This is a genomic window from Shigella sp. FJ200513, from assembly GCF_040495915.1.
In the GTDB taxonomy this organism is placed as follows: Bacteria; Pseudomonadota; Gammaproteobacteria; order Enterobacterales; family Enterobacteriaceae; genus ECMA0423.
The window spans coordinates 13,175-33,337 of the sequence record NZ_JBDYCV010000044.1 but is presented as its reverse complement, the minus strand read 5'-3'; the positions used below and the strand labels follow the sequence as shown (position 1 = coordinate 33,337).

The window sequence follows — 20,163 nt, the reverse complement described above, 5'->3', positions numbered from 1 at the left end:
TGCACGTCCGGTTCGGGGAGGAGAGGCAGGGAAATAGTCCGACTACGCCCTGCCTCTTACTCTACTCAGCACATGGCAGGGCTTCGTCTATGTGGCGTTCATCATTGATGTGTTTGCCGGATACATCGTGTGGTGACGAGTCTCATCGTCTATGGAAACGACATTCGTGCTGGATGCACTGGAGCAGGCGTTGTGGGCCCGTCGTCCGTCTGGCACCATCCATCACAGCGATAAAGGCTCTCAGTATGTGTCACTGGCCTATAAGGCGCGACTAAAAGAAGCAAAACTGCTGGCATCAACAGGGAGTACTGGTGACTCGTATGACAACGCGATGGCAGAGATCATCAAGGGCCTTTACAAAGCGGAGGTAATACACCGTAAGAGCTGGAAAAACCGGACAGAAGTGGAGCTGGCCACACTCACGTGGGTGGACTGGTATAACAATCGACGATTGCTGGAAAGGCTGGGCCATATCCCACCGGCAGAAGCAGAAAAAGCTTATTATGCTTCCATCGGAAATGATGATCTGGCAGCCTGAGTTCACAGATAAAACACTCTCCAGGAAACCCGGGGCGGTTCAGTTCACAAAAACACATTAATGCAGTAACTATATTTTCCTTTCTGGTGATAACGTCGGGTTATCATTAGCTTCTTCAGCTATTTTACTTTTATATCCCTTGTAAACATCATGGAGAATCCATAGTGAATAAAGTTTATTCTCTTAAATATTGCCCCGTCACCGGGGGGCTTATTGCTGTCTCTGAACTTGCCCGCAGGGTAATAAAAAAGACATGCCGAAGATTAACGCATATTCTTCTGGCTGGCATTCCAGCAATCTGTCTGTGTTACTCTCAGATATCCCAGGCGGGTATTGTCCGTTCCGATATTGCCTATCAGATTTATCGTGATTTCGCCGAAAACAAAGGGCTTTTTGTACCTGGTGCCAATGATATTCCGGTATATGATAAGGACGGAAAACTTGTGGGAAGACTGGGTAAAGCCCCAATGGCCGATTTCAGCAGTGTGAGCTCAAATGGCGTTGCTACGCTTGTATCGCCTCAGTATATCGTCAGCGTAAAGCATAACGGAGGATATCGGAGTGTGAGCTTTGGTAATGGGAAAAATACATATTCCCTTGTTGACCGTAATAACCACCCTTCTATTGACTTCCATGCTCCACGTCTGAATAAACTGGTTACAGAAGTTATTCCCTCAGCGGTAACATCAGAAGGAACCAAAGCCAATGCTTATAAATACACTGAACGTTACACCGCTTTTTATCGGGTGGGTAGTGGTACGCAGTACACTAAGGACAAGGACGGAAATTTAGTTAAGGTTGCCGGTGGATATGCTTTTAAAACAGGAGGAACCACAGGAGTTCCTCTGATATCTGATGCAACAATAGTCTCTAATCCCGGGCAAACTTATAATCCTGTAAACGGCCCTTTACCTGACTATGGAGCCCCTGGGGATAGTGGTTCTCCTTTGTTTGCTTATGATAAACAACAAAAAAAATGGGTTATTGTTGCTGTATTAAGAGCATATGCAGGTATTAATGGTGCTACGAACTGGTGGAATGTCATACCAACAGATTATCTGAACCAGGTTATGCAGGACGATTTCGATGCCCCCGTAGACTTTGTTTCCGGACTGGGCCCCCTGAACTGGACATACGACAAAACATCAGGCACAGGTACCCTGAGCCAGGGCAGTAAAAACTGGACCATGCACGGGCAGAAAGACAATGACCTCAATGCCGGTAAAAATCTGGTATTCAGCGGGCAGAATGGTGCAATTATCCTGAAAGACAGTGTGACTCAGGGTGCCGGTTATCTCGAATTTAAAGACAGTTACACCGTATCTGCTGAATCCGGAAAAACATGGACGGGTGCCGGCATTATTACTGACAAGGGGACGAATGTAACCTGGAAGGTCAACGGCGTTGCCGGTGACAACTTGCATAAGCTGGGGGAAGGAACCCTGACCATAAACGGAACAGGTGTAAACCCGGGAGGACTGAAAACGGGAGACGGTATCGTTGTACTTAACCAGCAGGCAGACACTGCAGGTAATATCCAGGCCTTCAGTTCAGTGAACCTCGCCAGCGGACGTCCGACCGTGGTGCTCGGGGATGCCCGTCAGGTCAATCCGGATAACATTTCATGGGGATACCGGGGAGGTAAGCTTGACCTTAATGGTAATGCCGTTACCTTCACCCGACTGCAGGCTGCTGATTACGGGGCGGTGATTACAAATAATGCACAGCAAAAATCCCAGCTTTTACTGGATCTTAAGGCTCAGGATACAAATGTCAGTGAACCGACGATTGGAAATATATCCCCCTTTGGTGGTACCGGCACTCCAGGAAACCTGTACAGCATGATACTCAACAGCCAGACCCGCTTCTATATTCTGAAATCTGCCAGCTATGGTAACACTCTGTGGGGGAACAGCCTGAATGATCCGGCTCAGTGGGAGTTTGTTGGCATGAACAAAAACAAAGCAGTTCAGACAGTAAAAGATAGGATCCTGGCCGGGCGGGCAAAACAACCCGTTATCTTTCATGGTCAGCTGACCGGGAATATGGATGTCGCCATTCCACAGGTGCCGGGGGGAAGAAAGGTAATCTTTGATGGTAGCGTGAACCTGCCGGAAGGTACCCTGAGTCAGGACAGTGGCACCCTGATATTCCAGGGACATCCGGTTATCCATGCCTCCATCAGTGGCAGTGCACCGGTCAGCCTGAACCAGAAAGACTGGGAAAACCGTCAGTTTACAATGAAAACACTGTCGCTGAAAGACGCTGACTTCCATCTTTCACGTAACGCCTCGCTGAACAGTGACATTAAGTCGGATAACAGCCATATCACACTGGGAAGTGACAGGGCATTTGTGGATAAAAATGACGGAACAGGAAATTATGTCATTCCGGAGGAAGGTACCTCTGTCCCGGACACCGTGAATGACAGGAGCCAGTATGAAGGGAATATTACGCTGAACCATAACTCAGCCCTGGATATCGGCAGCAGGTTCACCGGGGGGATTGACGCTTATGACAGTGCCGTCAGCATCACCTCTCCGGACGTCCTGTTGACAGCCCCGGGTGCTTTTGCCGGCAGTTCACTGACAGTGCATGATGGCGGTCATCTTACAGCACTGAACGGTCTTTTCAGCGACGGGCATATTCAGGCCGGTAAGAACGGCAAAATCACCCTGAGCGGTACACCGGTTAAAGATACGGCTAATCAGTATGCCCCTGCTGTATATCTGACGGACGGATATGACCTGACCGGCGATAACGCAGCACTGGAAATTACCCGTGGAGCACATGCTTCCGGTGATATTCATGCCTCTGCGGCATCAACAGTTACCATCGGGTCTGACACGCCGGCAGAACTGGCTTCTGCGGAAACGGCTGCATCGGCGTTTGCCGGCAGTCTTCTTGAGGGCTATAACGCAGCATTCAATGGTGCCATAACCGGTGGCAGGGCTGATGTCAGTATGCATAATGCACTGTGGACTCTGGGTGGGGACTCTGCCATCCACAGTCTTACCGTCAGAAACAGCCGTATTAGTTCTGAAGGAGACCGTACATTCCGTACCCTGACGGTGAATAAACTGGATGCAACAGGCAGTGATTTTGTTTTGCGTACGGACCTGAAAAATGCCGATAAAATTAATGTGACTGAAAAAGCCACTGGTTCAGATAACAGCCTGAACGTCAGCTTTATGAATAATCCTGCTCAGGGACAGGCCCTGAATATTCCTCTGGTCACGGCACCGGCGGGAACTTCAGCAGAGATGTTTAAGGCCGGCACCCGGGTGACAGGTTTCAGTCGGGTGACCCCAACCCTGCATGTTGATACCAGTGGTGGCAATACGAAGTGGATACTGGATGGTTTTAAAGCGGAGGCTGATAAAGCCGCTGCCGCGAAGGCTGACAGTTTCATGAATGCCGGGTATAAAAACTTCATGACGGAAGTTAACAATCTGAACAAACGTATGGGTGACCTGCGTGACACAAACGGTGATGCCGGTGCCTGGGCGCGCATCATGAGTGGTGCCGGTTCTGCAGACGGTGGTTACAGTGATAATTACACCCATGTTCAGGTCGGCTTTGACAAAAAACATGAACTGGACGGTGTGGACCTGTTTACCGGTGTCACGATGACCTATACCGACAGCAGTGCAGACAGCCATGCATTCAGCGGAAAGACGAAATCGGTGGGGGGCGGTCTGTATGCTTCAGCATTGTTTGAGTCCGGTGCCTATATCGATTTGATTGGTAAATATATTCACCATGACAATGATTACACAGGTAACTTTGCTAGCCTGGGAACGAAACACTACAACACCCATTCCTGGTATGCCGGTGCTGAAACGGGTTACCGCTATCACCTGACAGAGGACACGTTCATTGAGCCGCAGGCTGAACTGGTTTACGGCGCCGTGTCCGGGAAAACATTCCGCTGGAAAGACGGTGATATGGACCTGAGCATGAAGAACAGGGACTTCAGTCCGCTGGTTGGAAGAACAGGGGTTGAACTGGGCAAGACCTTCAGTGGTAAGGACTGGAGTGTGACGGCCCGTGCCGGAACCAGCTGGCAGTTTGACCTGCTGAATAATGGAGAGACCGTACTGCGTGATGCGTCCGGGGAGAAACGGATAAAAGGAGAGAAGGACAGCCGGATGCTGTTTAATGTTGGTATGAATGCGCAGATAAAGGACAATATGCGCTTTGGTCTGGAGTTTGAGAAGTCAGCCTTTGGTAAATATAACGTGGATAATGCGGTAAACGCGAATTTCCGGTATATGTTCTGATGTGGGGGTAAAGGGCTGCCGGAAGGCAGCCTTTCTCAGAGACTCTTAAAATATAAAACTGAAGGTCTTCGGTAAGGGGGAGTGTATTAGACGTCAACTAGTTTTGCCGACTGGCGCGAGCCTGTTTAAGATTCTGTGTAAATGCCTTTCTCAGAAGTGATCGTCCAGGCGGTCACCGAACTCGATAATAAAGCGGCTCATTGCCATTCGCCAGTCCTTCAACGGCATCGTCCATTTCTGGGACGCAGACTGGATTGCCAGCCACACCACTTTTTTCACCGAGTCGTCTGTCGGGAACACTTTACGCTTTTTGATCGCATGGCGGATCACGCTGTTTAGCGACTCGATGGCATTCGTCGTATAGATCACTTTGCGGATGTCCGTTGGATAAGCGGTAAGCGTACAGCGAGGGCCGTATTGACGGGGATGTGTTATTCAGCTGGCAGTGCTATGCGCCACGGAAGCAGTTCGCTGACCCGGTTGACCGGCCAGTCTGCTATGACGCCAAGCACATGGCGAAGGTAGCTTTCTGGATCCACGTCATTCAGTTTGCACGTCCCGATCAGGCTGTACAGTAGCGCGCCCCGCTCACCACCATGGTCAGAGCCGAAGAACAGGAAGTTTTTACGACCCAGACTGACCGCCCGCAGGGCATTTTCAGCGATGTTGTTGTCGATTTCCACCCAGCCATTACTGCAGTACACGTTCAGGGCCTTCCACTGTTTCAGTAGGTATGCGAACGCTTTTGCCGTATCCGAGTGACGCGACAGTGTTTTCATCTGTTGCTGTATCCGGTCATACAGTGACTGCATCAGTGGCGCGGCTCTTGCTTTTCTTGCCGCCAGACGCTGTTCTGCTGAACATCCCCGGACTTCTGCCTCGATGGTATACAGTTCACCGATACGCTGCAGGGCTTCCGTGGTGATGTCGGTTGGCACTCTTGCATGCACATCGTGGATTTTTCTCCGGGCATGGGCCATACACGCAGCTTCCGTTATTCTGCCGGATTCGTATAACGCCCGGTAACCACCGTAAGCATCTGCCTGAAGCACACCGCTGTAACCGGCTAGGTGATTCTGTGGATGGATACCTTTCCGGTCCGGGCTGTACGCGAACCAGACCGCCGGGGGCATCTGTGAACCGGCGTTACGGTCATCACGGACATAGACCCACAGCCGGGCAGTTCTTGTTTTACCACTGCCCGGCTCCTGGACCGGAACGGGGATATCATCCGCATGAACTTTACCGGGCATCAGTACATACTGGCGCAGGACGTCATACAGCGGCTCCAGCAGTTCAGCAACGGCACCGGTCCAGCGACCCAGTGTGGCACGGCTCAGCTCCACGCCCTGACGACGGTATATTTCTGACTGGCGGTATAACTGTCAACGACGGATGAAAAGTGGCTCTTCCGCAACCTGGGTGGAGATTTTCATGCCAGTGGACTCATTACCCTCTGCCTGAGTAGTTCAAATCCTGCTCGACCATACATCTGGCGTTTCAGCATCTTCTTCAGGCGATTTACATGACCTTCGACAACACCATTACTCCAGCGACTACTGATTGCCTCACATATAGCTGCAGCATCAGCTTCCATCCCCGCCGCCACGCGCCGAAATTCTGCTGAACCGCTTTCGTGGACTCGAGTGAACCAACTGCTTAGCTGTGATTTATTTTGGGTTTTCAGAATACGGTAGAACTCGAGTGCCAGTTGCTGCGCTATTTTCAGCTCAGGTTCTTTTTCACACATCAGACTAATAAATCGGGAAGCATAATTTTCTTCATCCCTGGTTATTCTCCAGGGCATCAACCAGCGGCTTACCCGGGAGACTGAAGGAAGTCTGACGGCAGTAGTAACCGGTGGGTTCCAGCCTTTACGCCATTTGGCAACCGCATCCCTGACGATGGTTTCACTGCCTGTAAATCCCCGGGCCACCATTTCCCGCCATATCCGGCTGGCGTTATAATTACCACTTTCTCGTTGCTCTTTTAACCACTCCCTCCATGGTGTCAGCGAAAAACGAAACCGCTGTTGAAATCCCTGGAAAGCTGGTTGCGGAAAAGATGAAGACCCAGTCGCGACACTCAGAGTTGGCGAAGGCGTTCGCGTACGCACTTAACCAGTGGCCGGCACTGACGTACTATGCGAACGATGGCTGGGTGGAAATCGACAACAACATCGCTGAAAATGCCTTGCGGGCGGTCAGTCTGGGTCGTAAAAACTTCCTGTTCTTCGGCTCTGACCATGGTGGTGAGCGGGGAGCGCTACTGTACAGCCTGATCGGGACGTGCAAACTGAATGACGTGGATCCAGAAAGCTACCTTCGCCATGTGCTTGGCGTCATAGCAGACTGGCCGGTCAACCGGGTCAGCGAACTGCTTCCGTGGCGCATAGCACTGCCAGCTGAATAACACATCCCCGTCAATACGGCCCTCGCTGTACGCTTACTCATCACCTGCTATTAATCCCCGAGTCAGTACTTCGCGGCCTGACGCGATCACCCTACTCAGTACTTCAGAGCCCGCCTCCGGTACCTGCCTGGCGATCGCCCCTGTGCAACAAAATAAATCAACCGTTATCAAACCACGATCGTTCGTATGCGCCGCCGATGACGCGCGCCTGAAAAACGCGTCAATATGAGTTCCCCGGAAGCTTACGATAATACGCTTATGAACATTACAACACGCTCATGCGGAACCTGGATGGGGGAAGGAACGGTGAAGCTGTTAGCGAATGACCGGCGTTTATACAAACGCCGGTCATGATGAATGATATTTCAGAATATACCTCGGGCTAAAATACCGGGACAGAGATCAGGCGTGATTAATCTGCAGCATTTTTAATAACAGAAGTACTGAGCTTACTTTACCTTTGATGATGTAATAGTTATTTCCGTCGGTACTCATTTTTCCCTGAAATAATGTCACGGATGTTTCTTCCTGCTGATCCTGCAGGCGCAGTCGTAAGGTCATATTTTTAATGAGCTGAGATCCGGGTGGCAAGGGGTATTTGCTGTCAGATACTGGGCGACTGAGTCTGATGTGGCGCGTATACAGCCCGTTTTCGTACAGGGTGGCCTCTGTTATGGTGTCAGTGACCAGCATGTGGGAGACAATGCTGTATTCTTTTTTAAAGCACCCACCAGAAACGGTGATTGTAATGATAATGGTCTTCTCGATCGAGATGTAAATACCCGTTTCGTTATACTGTCCGTATCGGAACCATGAGAACTCAGTTGCATTCCAGCCATGCTCCAGAATATGTGCATTTTTTTGCCTGATAGTTTCTTTTTTTATTCGCTCATGTTTAAGGCATAACAGGCAGATAAATAATGTCAGAAAAAGAAAGCTAATAATGAGAGCAAGAGCGATATAGTCTGTCACAGGGTAATACATATTCTCTCCGGTAGAAGAAGGGCCGCAAACGCGGCCCGGGCTGTTATCAGAAAGAGTAACGGAAGTTGGCGTTGATCGCGTTATCCACGTTGTATTTACCAAATGCCGATTTCTCAAACTCAAGACCGAAGCGAAGATTATCGCGAATTTCGGCGTTGAGACCAACATTCATGAGAATACGACCGTCTTTTTCACCTTTGATACGTTTCTCACCGGACGCATCACGCAGTACGGTTTCACCGTTGGCAAACAGGTCAAACTGGTAGCCAAGGCCGGCGCGGGCTGTGACTTTCCAGTCCTTACCGGAGAAGGATTTACCCACATCAACACCGGTACGCCCAATCAGCGGATTAAAGTCCTTATCCTTCATGGTCACGCTCATTCCGCGATCCTGCCAGTCGAACCGTTTACCTGATACGGCCCCATAAACCAGTTCTGCCTGCGGCTCAATCCAGGAGTCTTCTGTTACATGATAGCGGTAGCCTGCTTCAGCACCCACATACAAGGAATGAGAACTGTAGTCTTTTGTTCCGAGTCCAGCAAAGGTCGCCGAGTACTCATTATCATGGTGAACATACTTACTAATCAGGTCGATATAGGCACCAGAGTCAAATATAGCGGAAGCATACAGACCTGCCCCGACGGACTTCGTCTTGCCACTGAATGCATTACTGCTGGCATGACTGTCGGTATACGTCATAGTCAGACCAGTGAAAAGGTCAAGTCCATCCAGCTCATGTTTTTTATCCACACCAATCTGCACATGGGTGTAGTTGTCACTGTATCCACCAGAAGCTGAACCTGCTCCGCTCATGATGCGGGCCCATGCACCGGCCTCGCCATTGGTGTCACGCAGATCCCCCATTCGTTTATTCAGGTTGTTGACTTCTGTCAGGAAGGCTTTGTAATTACCGGACATATACGATTTTGCTGCACCGGAAGATGCTGTATTTTCAGCCACCTTATATCCGGTCAGGGTCCACGTGGTATGTTCCTGATCCTCTTTCGTGCTGATCACAGGAGATATGTTGCTGAAACCTATGGCCTGAGTACTGGCTTTAAATATCTCTTTATTGCTTCCTTTTGGGGCTGTTATCAGGTCAACGTTTAATCCTGAGTTATTATTTCCCACTTTCTGTATATCGACCGACAGACTGTTATTGCTTCCGGTTAACTGATTTTTAACAATGAGTTTATCCGATTGATTTACAGACTGGCTCAGATCAGCCCGCATAATCACAGCAGTATTAGTGGCATCCAGTGTGTTTACTGTCACAGTATGGAAACCCGAATTCTCTATGTTACTAAACAACAAAAGACTGTCGCGGGTTTTTAATGATTGCAGGGCTGACTGTCCGTTTACTCTCCATAAGGTGTTATACATGCTGGCTGAGGCTGCAGGAGCATCAATACCTCCGGTATAAGAAGTATCAAAGCCACCCAGCAAACCTGTAGCCAGCGGTGTGTGTGTGGTTTTGTCCAGGTTATCTTCTTTATACTGGTCAACACCAAACAGAATAGATGCTTTTTTGTCTGATTTTATATTACCATTGACCCAGGCATAATTTTGAGCCTTTAACGTGGCACCATCTTCTGTCATATTATATCCATCTGACATATAGATTGCCGGGCTGTATTTATTATTTTCTGTAGGGGTGCCTGTTAATGTCAGGGTTCCGGCCAGTTCAATAGCTTTATCTACATACATTTTTCCCTGGGCGGTAACAGTAGCTCCTTTGTTGATAATCAGGTCTGTATTAATTAAGGATAATGCACCAGTCATAGTAACAGTTGATTTATCACCAACAGTTATTTTGCTGTTTTGAGCACTCAGACTGCCGTTGAAACTACTTTCGCCTGCTGAATCCCCGGAGCGAAGCTGTTGTCTGAATCCAAAACCTTCGCCAGTAATGTTTCTTCCTGAGAACATGTCAATGTATGCAGTTTTATTTCCCAGAACAATTTGAGAGTTTTTAGCCTCTATGTGTCCTTTTACATTAGCATCCCGGCCTATACTCAGGGTTGCGTTTTCTAAATTTAATTTCCGGAAATTAAATTTACGACTTTCCCAGTCGGGCTGGGAAAAAGAGGCTATCTGATTGTTGGACTTATATTCCGTATTGTAACGTTTATTTACAGTGCTTTCCTGGTCCTTTATGGCAGCAGAATAGTCTTTTTGACATAAAAAAGGAATTGGACAGTTGTTATTGCCTTCTTTAAATATGGCATGTTCTGTCGCATGTCCTTGTAATGTTAACTGTGCATTCCGGACAGAGATATCGTTTTTGATATCGACTGAGCCATCAAAGATCAGATTGGCATTATTGTTATGTTGCTGGGTAGTATTGATAATATGATTTATGCTTATATTACCTGATACATTCCCATGGTACATATATGCATCAGTATTAGTAAGTGATAATGTTGATTGCTTCACGTTTGAGTTCGTTACGGTTGTTCCCGCATCTGTTGCTGCGATTTTCTGAAATGACTGGTCATAGCCGTTTAGATCCAGTGTTCCGCCATTTCTGGTAAAATAGATTTCGCCATTACCGCTTTCGCTTAAAGCGTCTTTGGCATTTATTTTTACCGTACCTTTACCTCCGGCCATGTAAATTTTATTGAAGGCTTTTTCAGCACTAAGGATGACAGTCCCATTACCTATTTTAAGGTTATTTCCCTGTGCTATTTTTACATCCAGAGTACCACTACCTATTTTATGCAGATTATCTCCGGCAACGCCCTTAACATTCCATTCAACGGTGGTATTATTATCAATATCTATCCCGGCACCTTTATAAGACTTATCTTTTCCGTACACTTTATATGTCTGGTTCTTATCGAATATAAGCCCGCCAATGCCAAGATCGGTATCCTGCTTGAGCGTTAATACCCCTCCTCCTGAGACAGACAGGTCCTTATCTTTTATAATCGATGATAACTCTTGTTTTTTACCATCCAGCTGCATAGTGTTTGTGAAATTCTTTTTTAAATTGTTTACCAGAATATTATTAAATAACGAGTAGTTTGTCCAGGCTATATTGGTACTACTGATAAAACCAACTGTACTGGTAACACCATGGAAAACCCATTTTTGTTGTTCTTTATCATATAGATAAGAACCAGAACCACTATCGCCAAAAATTGGTGAGTTTTTAAAAGGGGTTCTGTTGGTATAAATGTAACTCTTGTTTTTCCAGTCCAGATTAAAAAGACTTGCGCTTAACAAGTCGGGATTATAGTTTTGTCCAAACAGATATTGTTTGCCGTTTAATATCGTTGAGGTTGTTCCGGCACCTGCTCTGAAGCCAATTATTTGTTCCTTACCGTTGTAGTTTACGCCATATCTTTTCATCGCATCTTCGGGAGAAAGTGAGAAGTCGGCACTCTCCGTAACCCCTGTTGTTTCCACGACGAATTTATTCAGACGATGAACCGAAAAGTCGCCAGATGATACTCTGTTACTTGCTTTATATGCTGTCTGATCCCATGACTGTGTTGTTATTGCATGATGCTGTGTACCGTTATGAGTCGCAGTAACACTGTACGCACCTCCAATTGATGTTGTTGCACCTTTGTTGGAAACAGCAGAAAAATCAGGTACAGGTAGTTCTGGAAAATGAAATATCTTTCCATCTTTCATCATTAATTGAACATTTGTTGCACCCGGTCTGAACTCTCCTCTGTTTTGAGCAAGGTCAAGATAATCGCGGGTCCATATATTATTTATATCCAGCATTGCTGCAAATGCTGTTTCGCCATAACTTCCATATATTGAGGATAAAATAATACCGAGGATAACTTTCTTTCTTGATGTACCGACACTAACTTTCCGGGTCAGTTCAGAAACAGCAACTAATCCACCTGTAATATGACTATATTTCAGTGAATAAATTTTATTCATACGTGAACTCCGATATTTCTGAGTTGTGGTTATGGGATAGCATTTAATTACAACGGGGAACTATCAGTCATGGTACGTAACTGATAAGGGTATAATGATAATCACTGTCAGTTATATTTGTATGACAGATGTAACAAAATGAAAAAAAAGATAAGCACAAGTGATTGATTGGTTAGATATTGATCACTTGGTGTTTGTATTTTGAATTTTGCGATCAAAATTTGATCTTTGTTGTTTCCGGTCAATCCTTTACAGGTTTTCTGTATTATCCGGGGGAGTTAAGTCTGTCGATGTCCGACAGACTTTTGATGATGGAAACAACATGCAGCGATAATGTGCATGCTGTTTTGCAGGTGGAACTCAGAAGGTGAACTGGAACTGTGCGACCGCACCGTAAGTGTTGTCCGTGCCGATCAGGCCTGCAACATCAAGGTGAACCACATCAAACGGTGAGATCCCCACCCCGGCCGTGAATGCACTGCCGTCGTTACCGGCCAGATTCTGACGGTAACCGGCGCGCAGCTGTGCCCATTTCCAGGCATTAAATTCTGTGCCAATGGCGGCAAACTGACGGTTGCTGTCGGAGGTGAAACCGCTGGCCGGGGTCAGATCCACATCAAATGCAGTGGTGAACATCGCGTTGTGCCAGGAGACACCGGCCGTCACCTGCGGGCGGATCCTGAAGGTTTCCGTGATACCGTTCACTTCTTTTGTCTCAATACTACGGGAGATCAGGTTCTGTGCGACCAGTCCCAGCGTCCAGTTGTCATCCAGGTCCGTACTGGCACCGATGTCGGCGTTGATGCCATTTTTCGTGTTGTGGTAGCGGTCGCCTTTGAAGGCGCTGCTGTCATAATTTCTGACCAGCACGTTGTAGTTGAACAGGTCGACGCGCTGGAATTTGGGGGGGAAGCCCAGAGACCATTTCTGCCCGGCCGTTTCCAGTTCCGTAGCCAGAGCAATACCCACATCAGTGATCAGTGCCGTGCGGGCACAGGCCTGTGATGTCAGGCGGCTTTTGTCCACCTCCTGCCCGGTGCTGTTTGCCACCTCTTCCAGGTAAGTGAGGTCAGCATCAGAGACTTTACCGTCGACACTGACGGTGCCGTGTGATTTAACCATCAGTGCGGCAGAGAGGCGATCACCGGGAAGGGCCGCCACAGCAGAAACGCCCAGCTGTGCGGCGGCATGTGTGTTACGGAAGTCCCGGAGGTGTTCTTTCAGGCGTGCGGCAGCCTCAGGAACACCGTGGTTACTTTCGATGGCGCGGTCGAAGGCCTTCCACTCATCACTGATCCGGTCGGCGTTGTCGGTGATATTATCCGGATTGGAGAGCTGCGCGCCGACGGACGGAAGCAGGATGCTGGGCTCATGCGCGACGCAAAATCCACGATGTATATATCAGTACTAAAAGCGCGACGGCGGAAGAAGCTCTGAAACTAATCGGTGAACTGTACGCCATAGAGCACGATATACGCGGGTTACCGGTGTCTGAACGCCTGGCGGTCAGGCAAATGCAGAGTAGACCGCTCCTGACTTCCCTGTATAAGCTGATGCAGGAGAAAGAACACACGTTATCGAAGAAATGTCGTCTGGGAGATGCGTTCCGGTATATCAGGAAGCACTGGGCTGCGTTGTGCAACTTCTGTGATGATGGCCTGGCTGAGGTAGATAATAATGCAGCAGAAAGAGCGCTTCGTGCAGTCTGTCTCGGGAAGAAAACTTTTTCGAGGATCACTCATTCCGTGTCTGACTGCTTCAGGGTTTAATTTTGCTTCTGCTGACTGAATGATGATTGGGCAGCAAGTGCAATATCCCACATAAATCCAGTCAACTCACGAGCCACCGCCGTAATGGCTACTTGTGATTTTTTCCCTTTTGCTGTCAGAGTTCGGTAACGAGAACACAATCGTTGTTGAGCTTTCCATGCAATATCTTTGGAATATTGTGTTACAGAGTCCGGTCGGTAATATATAAGCCATGCTCCAACTTTTGCAGGTGTACGATAAGACCAGGCGGCTTCGTAAAGCAGACGTCTCAGTTCGCTGTTTCCAACTTTTGTTATTCCTCTGGGACGAATACTGTTTCCACTGGAATATTCACCTGGCACCAGTCTGAGGTGTACTGGCAATAGCGGACACTACCATTTGTTCTTTTTTTAAGCAGCCATCTGATGATATTTTTCCCTGAAGGCTGCCGGGGAGATATTCCCCAGACGAGAGTGACGACGCTGACGATTGTAGAAAATCTCAATGTATTCCCGTATTACTGAGATGGCTTCATCCCGGTTATTAAAACGATAGTGGCTCAGGCTCTCATTTTTCAGCGTTCTGAGCCTCTGATTCTTCCGGACAGAAGATAATCATGTCGGTATGAATGTTATAATTAAGGACTGTGCAATAATAGCCATTCCATTCAGCCATCTTACGCTCGAAAACGATCGGTAAGCTGGCTACTCACCATTCCTGCTCTAAACCTGACGCCTCTCAAGACTATTATAAATAGCCTCAATCTCACCCTTCAGGTTATCACCGCAATAAACCATTGATGTATCGTATCGTTCATATCGCGCTTCCCGTGTCGCACTAAACCAGTTGAACGATCCCACACACAGCAAACCATCATCACCAATAACAATTTTGCTATGAACACGGTTTACCAGCTTTGTAGCAATACCCAGCGCATTCAGTTTCTCCAGCGCCGCTTTAAAGTTCTGCTGCTTCTCTTTTCGCTTCTCAAAATCATTATGTTCAGTGTTGTAGCTTCTGTCAGTGACTATCGTGACGTTAATTCCACGTGAACACGCCGCAATCATGGAATCAAGAAAACCGGTTTGCTCCAGCCTTTGCCAGGTCAGCCATGGAGAAATTATCGTGATGTGTTTACTGGTATTTTCAAATGTCTGATTCAGGAAATTATCATGTTGCTCCACACCATGAAGTGTGTAGATTTTGGTCCCGGCGGTTTTTAAATCCTTACGCTCTTTATAATCAAAAGAGAGCGCATTCTTCTCTGACTCAAAGAGGTATTTTGCCAGTAATCCCCGTGGCGATGAGGCTGGCTGGACCTCAAACAGGTCCATATCGCCGAAGACCAGAAAACTGTCCTTCGCACGGGAGACTGCAACATTCAGCATGCTGTTATCGCTATCAATAAACCCGCCGTCTTCATGTTTTGAATAGACTGGCGAGAATATCACAATCGCTCTTTCCGCTCCCTGAAGAGAGTGCACGGTGCCCACTGTGAGCGACTTTTCATTCGTGCCTGTACTGATATCTTGTTTGCCCAGCACCTGTTTGATAGTGGATACCTGAGCGCTAAAAGGCGTCACAATACCGACAACTTCATGAAGCGATTTACCGTAATGCGCTTCAATATTTTGCTGGTTCTCTGCCAACCAGACCGCTATCGTTTCAGCCTCAAGCAAATTATATCGACTTCCACTACTTGCCAGCTCTCCTTTACCATCAATATGGAGATACCCCATTGCGGGCATTAAATTGCTCTCTTCACGCCCTCTTTTAGGCAACAACTTACCGTGATAGCAGAGCGTATTACAGTATCCAATAATATTGTCGTAGCACCGGCGGTGTTCATATAGGTACATACCACGAGCCAGTTCGGGATCATATTGATAGCGCGAAGCAAACTGCGCTATTTTCATAACGCTGCCAGATGCGGCACTTTTACCAAGGTCTGCGATTGCCGTATATTTCTCGGTAATCTCTTCTTGCGTACTGCCAGACAGAATTTTTTCCGCCAGCATGTTACCGACATCAATCGCAGGAGCAATACTCCATATTGGCGGGATCTGCTCCGTATCGCCAATCACTAATGCCTTCTTAGCTAATGCAAACGAGGCAGCAGCCACTTCAGGAAGCACCTGCCCGGCTTCATCGACAATGAGTAAATCGGCAAAATCATACAAATAACTTTTCTCGAATTTACGTTGTCCTTTGTGCTCACTTATCTGCATATTACCGGGCAGCATATAGCATGTCATCACCACACATGGCGTGAGTTTCATTCGACGTTGCCAACGGGCGGTTACCCCTTTAGCACCTTTTTTCTTCTTCTCATCCTGCAGATCATCAATGCTGGCCATATCCATCAGCCAACGACCTTCCCAGTAGTGAGTCGTCAGTAAAAATGCAGGGAAGCGAATCTGCGTATCAGCCAGTTCATCGGCCTGTGAGAAGCTCAGTTCCTCGTCGCCCTCATACCCTAAATCAAATGCCAGCCTCTGCCACTCCTGAACCGCCTGCTGTTCTTTAAGAACGATTTCATGGGCGGAGTCAATCTGCTGCCGGTATGTTGTTTGCTCGCGCTCAGCGGAATTGAGCAGCCCATCAATATTACGTTCGATAGTTTCAGGATCAGACCACTGATTTCCTGCAATCAGCGCGCCTAATTTATCTTCGAGAAACAGCTGTATTTGGTACTGTCGCTTATTGCGAACCGCCGGGAGCCAGGAAAATAATGAATAGATCAGTGATTCACCGGCGCGATATTTTTTCCATTCCGTTTTAGCACTCTTCAGTAGAGTGACTTTTTGTTCTTGTCCGGAAAGTAATTTATTTAAATTATCGAGATATTGCTCAATATCATTAGCAATAAGCTCACGCGCAGCCCGAATCTGGCTTAACGTTTGCCATGTTGCGTTCAGTCTTATCAGTTGCTCAGATTTTGCTGCCAACTGACCATGCAAGAGTTCAATGACCTTTTCAGGGGATGAACACTCTTTTCCAGGAAAGGCTGCCTTAGCCTTTTCCAGATAAAACAGCAGTGCATCCTCTACATACTCTTTTGACTCAACCTGGTTGAAGAAATCTTCAGTTTGATATTTTTTGGCTGCCTCAGCTTTACGACTGCTTGAGGGAAAATAAGCACCGAAGCTTTTCAGCTCTGGCAACCATCGCCCGGCCATCGCACCTGAACCTTGCGAAAAGTCTTTCCCGAATGCCTCAATAATGTTCGTTACAGCCTGGTTATTCGTTGAAGTCGCGATAATAACCGGAGGCTCAGATTTTTCGAGAGCCGCTCTGGCCCACTGCGTGGCGATGATAGAAAGCACCAGCGTGGTTTTTCCGGTTCCCGGAGGGCCATTAACAGCAAGGATATCGCCATGTCTTGCATCCAGAAAATGGCTTAAGGCATCGCGCTGAGCCTTTGCCAGCGGAAACTTATCTCCGGAGTGTCCAAGCCTGTCGCTGAATTTTGCTCCTGGGGCCAGCAAAGACTCTGCAGCATGAACCTCTCGCGAGGCGAAGCGATTGAAGAGCGGCACATCCTTATTGCAAACAAGCAGGTGATCATAAAGAGAAAGGATATGGGAACTGGCACCGCCAGATTGAGCCGTTTTAACAATATAACCGTGCTCAGCGAGTTCATATTGCTCAGGTTTTTCAATCCAGTCGCCGGCAACGCTCTTCAGTAGCCTCTCTGAGTCATACAGATATTGACGCCACTCCTGCTGCAAGGCGGCATATCGTGCTTCCCGTTCTTCATCCGTTTCGGCAGTCTTATCAACGCTGTCATCAAAGTTGATAGAGAACGTGGTATGGGTCGTCTTGTATTTGTCATACTGCCCAATCTCACCAATCGAAAATGCTCCTTTTGGCAAAGGTTCAAGCAGGTCTCTGGGAATGGAGGTCGCTGGCGTCGGATATAAAAAACCCTCACGGCTTAGCAAGGCTGGCGTCACTATCGGGGTAACAATATCAGGCGCGCCTGCGGAACGGTCCTTACCATGCTGCAGTAACCGGAAATAAACTTTTGGGCGCAAGATGACATCGACCGTTTCGACATCGTCTTTTTCTCCCTCAAAAAATTTACTGACAATCGCTTCGTCAAGACGTCCCGCCGCTATCCCATGCCAGTGAGTGAAATTTTGGGCGTCTTTCCGTTTAAAACTGCCCTTTCCTGACTCAGCATCCGCAAGCGAGTTGCGCCAGTATGAGGCAAACCCTAAAGCATTTTCATCCATTACCAGTCCTGTGACTCAATGAAATCCATTGATTTATCGAATATAAAATCACCGTATGGACAGCTATTGTCCATATTGAAAAAGTTGGATGCAATGTTTTGTTTATAATTCGATATCAAATGAACTGGTTGTACAAGGTTCAGAACACAAGCTCATTAAACAGTACGTCAGGACTATTGATTTCATAACAGTGAATACATTTTTTACCGTTTATAATAACTACCTGTGTTGGACGGGGATACCAGAGCAGCCGAAAACACCGGGGGTTATTACCTGCTCTCATGGAAACCATATATTCCTGGTGCTAATCACAGTCATAAATAGCCTGAAGAACGTGACGAAGGGACTTTAATGGAAGCCGGAGTAACTTGTCAGAAACATCAATCTTCGTCATCATTTACAAAGAAAAATAATTAGTTAAAGCAGTCCGGGCTGATTGCCCGGACTGCTTACTATTTTAATGGATTGTTAATCTTTGCATATTCAAACGGGCTGATACCCTTCTCCCGGTTCGCATCTAGAAAATCGGCCCACCATTGCAACATCAGTCGCCGTTCTTCCAGATGTTCTGCTTTATGGATATACGCAGCACGTACACCATTACGCTCCTGATGGCTCATCTGACGTTCCACAGCATCGCGGGACCACAAACCTGATTCAATCAATGCACTGCACGCCATCGCCCGGAATCCATGGCCACAGACTTCCTGGGTTGTGTCATACCCCATCACCCTCAGGGCTTTATTTACAGTATTTTCACTGATTGGTTTACGCGGGTCATGTGCACCCGTAAAGATCAGACCATTTTCACCAGCCCATGTCTGAAGTTCTGCCAGTATGGCTACAACCTGTTTGCTGAGTGGCACAAGATGTGGTGTTCGCATCTTGGATCCCCGGTGTGAGAATTTTACGCCTGGCAGAGGTTCGCGTTCGGCTGGAATAGTCCACATGGAATTGTCAATATCAATTTCCGACCAGCGGGCATATCTGAGTTCACTGGAACGAATAAAAACCAGTAAATTCAGCATAACTGCCAGTCGGGTGACAGGCTGGCCTTTATAACCGTCAATACGCGACAGAAGTTCAGGCAGGCGTGAAAGCTCCAGAGCAGGGCGATGCTGGCGTTTTACCGTGGTCAATGCACCAGCCATATCCAGAGCCGGGTTATATCTGATGATGCCAGACTGTACGGCGTAACGCATTACAGCAGATATTCTTTGCTGCAGACGACTGGCGATTTCATAAATTTGTTTTGCTTCTGCAGCACGAACAGGGATAAGCAGGTCCGGGGTATTGAGTGTTGTGATATCCCGGTTGCCGATAAAGGGGAAAACGTGTGTCTCGAGGCTTTTGAGTACTTTATCGCTGTGTGATTGTGCCCATTGTTTATTACTGGCATGCCAGCGTCGTGCAATATGTTCAAAAGAGAGCTGTAAATCAGGGACAACTTTTTTAACTCTTTTCTGTTCGCAAGGGTCAATCCCCTCTGAAATCAGTTTTCGGGCCTCATCCCGTTTTGTACGAGCTTCGGAGAGAGAAACTTCTGGATACACACCAAGTGCCAGAGTCTTCTCCTTACCCAGAATACGATAACGGAGACGCCAGTAACGGGAACCATTAGGATGAACCAGCAGGAACATGCCGGCCCCGTCAGTGAGTTTATAAGCCTTGTCAGTGGGCTTTGCAGCCCGGATTTTTGCGTCAGTCAGTGCCATAGTTCAGCCTTCTGAATGCGTTAAAGAGGGTACAAATTCTGTCGAACTGGGGTATACCCGCAATTATACCCACACAATGGGGTTGATGTGGGGGGAATCTGGTTGAGTTCGGTAGAATTGATTTGGAGGAAGAACACTTAAATCATGGTGTTCTGAAACGAAAAACGGACCTCCGTGGAGGTCCGTTGATATGAATTTGGTGCCCGGACTCGGAATCGAACCAAGGACACGGGGATTTTCAATCCCCTGCTCTACCGACTGAGCTATCCGGGCAACGGGGCGCATTAAACCTGATTCGCCTCGTCTCGTCAATCAAATTTCTTCAATTTACTGCAGACTGC

At 47.7% G+C, this 20,163-nt stretch carries 5 protein-coding genes, 1 tRNA gene and 9 pseudogenes; 4 read left to right on the top strand and 11 right to left on the bottom strand.

The features are described 5' to 3' along the window. Positions 1-58: 58 nt before the first annotated feature. Both ABZJ92_RS11575 and pic read left to right on the top strand, forming a co-directional pair. Positions 59-538 (top strand): annotated as a pseudogene (locus tag ABZJ92_RS11575) (IS3 family transposase); the annotation flags it as partial. 164 nt (positions 539-702) lie between these two features. Then, complete coding sequence (gene pic / locus ABZJ92_RS11570) at positions 703-4,821, top strand: serine protease autotransporter toxin Pic (protein WP_001045650.1); 4,119 nt, start codon at positions 703-705, stop codon at positions 4,819-4,821. A 150-nt stretch (positions 4,822-4,971) separates the two neighbouring features. Here pic and ABZJ92_RS11565 read toward each other — a convergent pair. The 3 pseudogenes from ABZJ92_RS11565 to ABZJ92_RS11555 form a co-directional block, all read right to left on the bottom strand. Beyond that, positions 4,972-5,223, bottom strand: a pseudogene (locus ABZJ92_RS11565) (transposase); the annotation flags it as partial. A 29-nt stretch (positions 5,224-5,252) separates the two neighbouring features. Continuing rightward, a pseudogene (tnpC, locus tag ABZJ92_RS11560) lies at positions 5,253-6,203 on the bottom strand (IS66 family transposase); the annotation flags it as partial. Positions 6,204-6,253: 50 nt separating this feature from the next. Then, a pseudogene (locus ABZJ92_RS11555) lies at positions 6,254-6,838 on the bottom strand (transposase); the annotation flags it as partial. On the opposite strand from ABZJ92_RS11555, the pseudogene ABZJ92_RS11550 reads away from it, so the two are divergent. After that, a pseudogene (locus ABZJ92_RS11550) lies at positions 6,833-7,233 on the top strand (IS66 family transposase); the annotation flags it as partial. The pseudogenes ABZJ92_RS11555 and ABZJ92_RS11550 sit on opposite strands and share 6 nt — an antisense overlap. Before the next feature lie 402 nt (positions 7,234-7,635). Here ABZJ92_RS11550 and ABZJ92_RS11545 read toward each other — a convergent pair. The 3 genes and pseudogenes from ABZJ92_RS11545 to ABZJ92_RS11535 form a co-directional block, all read right to left on the bottom strand. Next, positions 7,636-8,217 carry a hypothetical protein gene (locus ABZJ92_RS11545; protein WP_000291751.1) on the bottom strand — a complete coding sequence of 194 codons (582 nt, stop codon included), beginning with the start codon at positions 8,215-8,217 and terminating at the stop codon, positions 7,636-7,638. A gap of 46 nt (positions 8,218-8,263) precedes the next feature. Next, a complete protein-coding gene (gene sigA / locus ABZJ92_RS11540) occupies positions 8,264-12,121 on the bottom strand; it encodes a serine protease autotransporter toxin SigA (protein WP_001034110.1) in 3,858 nt (1,285 codons plus the stop codon). Positions 12,122-12,481: 360 nt separating this feature from the next. Continuing rightward, positions 12,482-13,486, bottom strand: a pseudogene (locus tag ABZJ92_RS11535) (conjugal transfer protein TraF); the annotation flags it as partial. On the opposite strand from ABZJ92_RS11535, the pseudogene ABZJ92_RS11530 reads away from it, so the two are divergent. Further along, positions 13,471-13,848 (top strand): annotated as a pseudogene (locus ABZJ92_RS11530) (IS66 family transposase); the annotation flags it as partial. The pseudogenes ABZJ92_RS11535 and ABZJ92_RS11530 sit on opposite strands and share 16 nt — an antisense overlap. Positions 13,849-13,886: 38 nt before the next feature. Here ABZJ92_RS11530 and ABZJ92_RS11525 read toward each other — a convergent pair. The 5 genes and pseudogenes from ABZJ92_RS11525 to ABZJ92_RS11505 all read right to left on the bottom strand — a co-directional run. Beyond that, positions 13,887-14,252 (bottom strand): annotated as a pseudogene (locus ABZJ92_RS11525) (transposase); the annotation flags it as partial. A 27-nt stretch (positions 14,253-14,279) separates the two neighbouring features. Further along, positions 14,280-14,450: pseudogene (locus tag ABZJ92_RS11520) on the bottom strand (IS3 family transposase); the annotation flags it as partial. Between the two features lie 141 nt (positions 14,451-14,591). Further along, the gene (locus ABZJ92_RS11515; RefSeq protein ID WP_000344102.1) at positions 14,592-18,107 is read right to left on the bottom strand and encodes an AAA domain-containing protein; all 3,516 of its coding nucleotides are present in this window, start codon (positions 18,105-18,107) and stop codon (positions 14,592-14,594) included. A gap of 452 nt (positions 18,108-18,559) precedes the next feature. After that, positions 18,560-19,822, bottom strand: a complete 1,263-nt coding sequence (locus tag ABZJ92_RS11510) for a tyrosine-type recombinase/integrase (RefSeq protein ID WP_001218804.1) — start codon at positions 19,820-19,822, stop codon at positions 18,560-18,562. Between the two features lie 197 nt (positions 19,823-20,019). Beyond that, positions 20,020-20,095: transfer RNA gene (locus ABZJ92_RS11505), tRNA-Phe, on the bottom strand. Between the last annotated feature and the right edge of the window lie 68 nt (positions 20,096-20,163).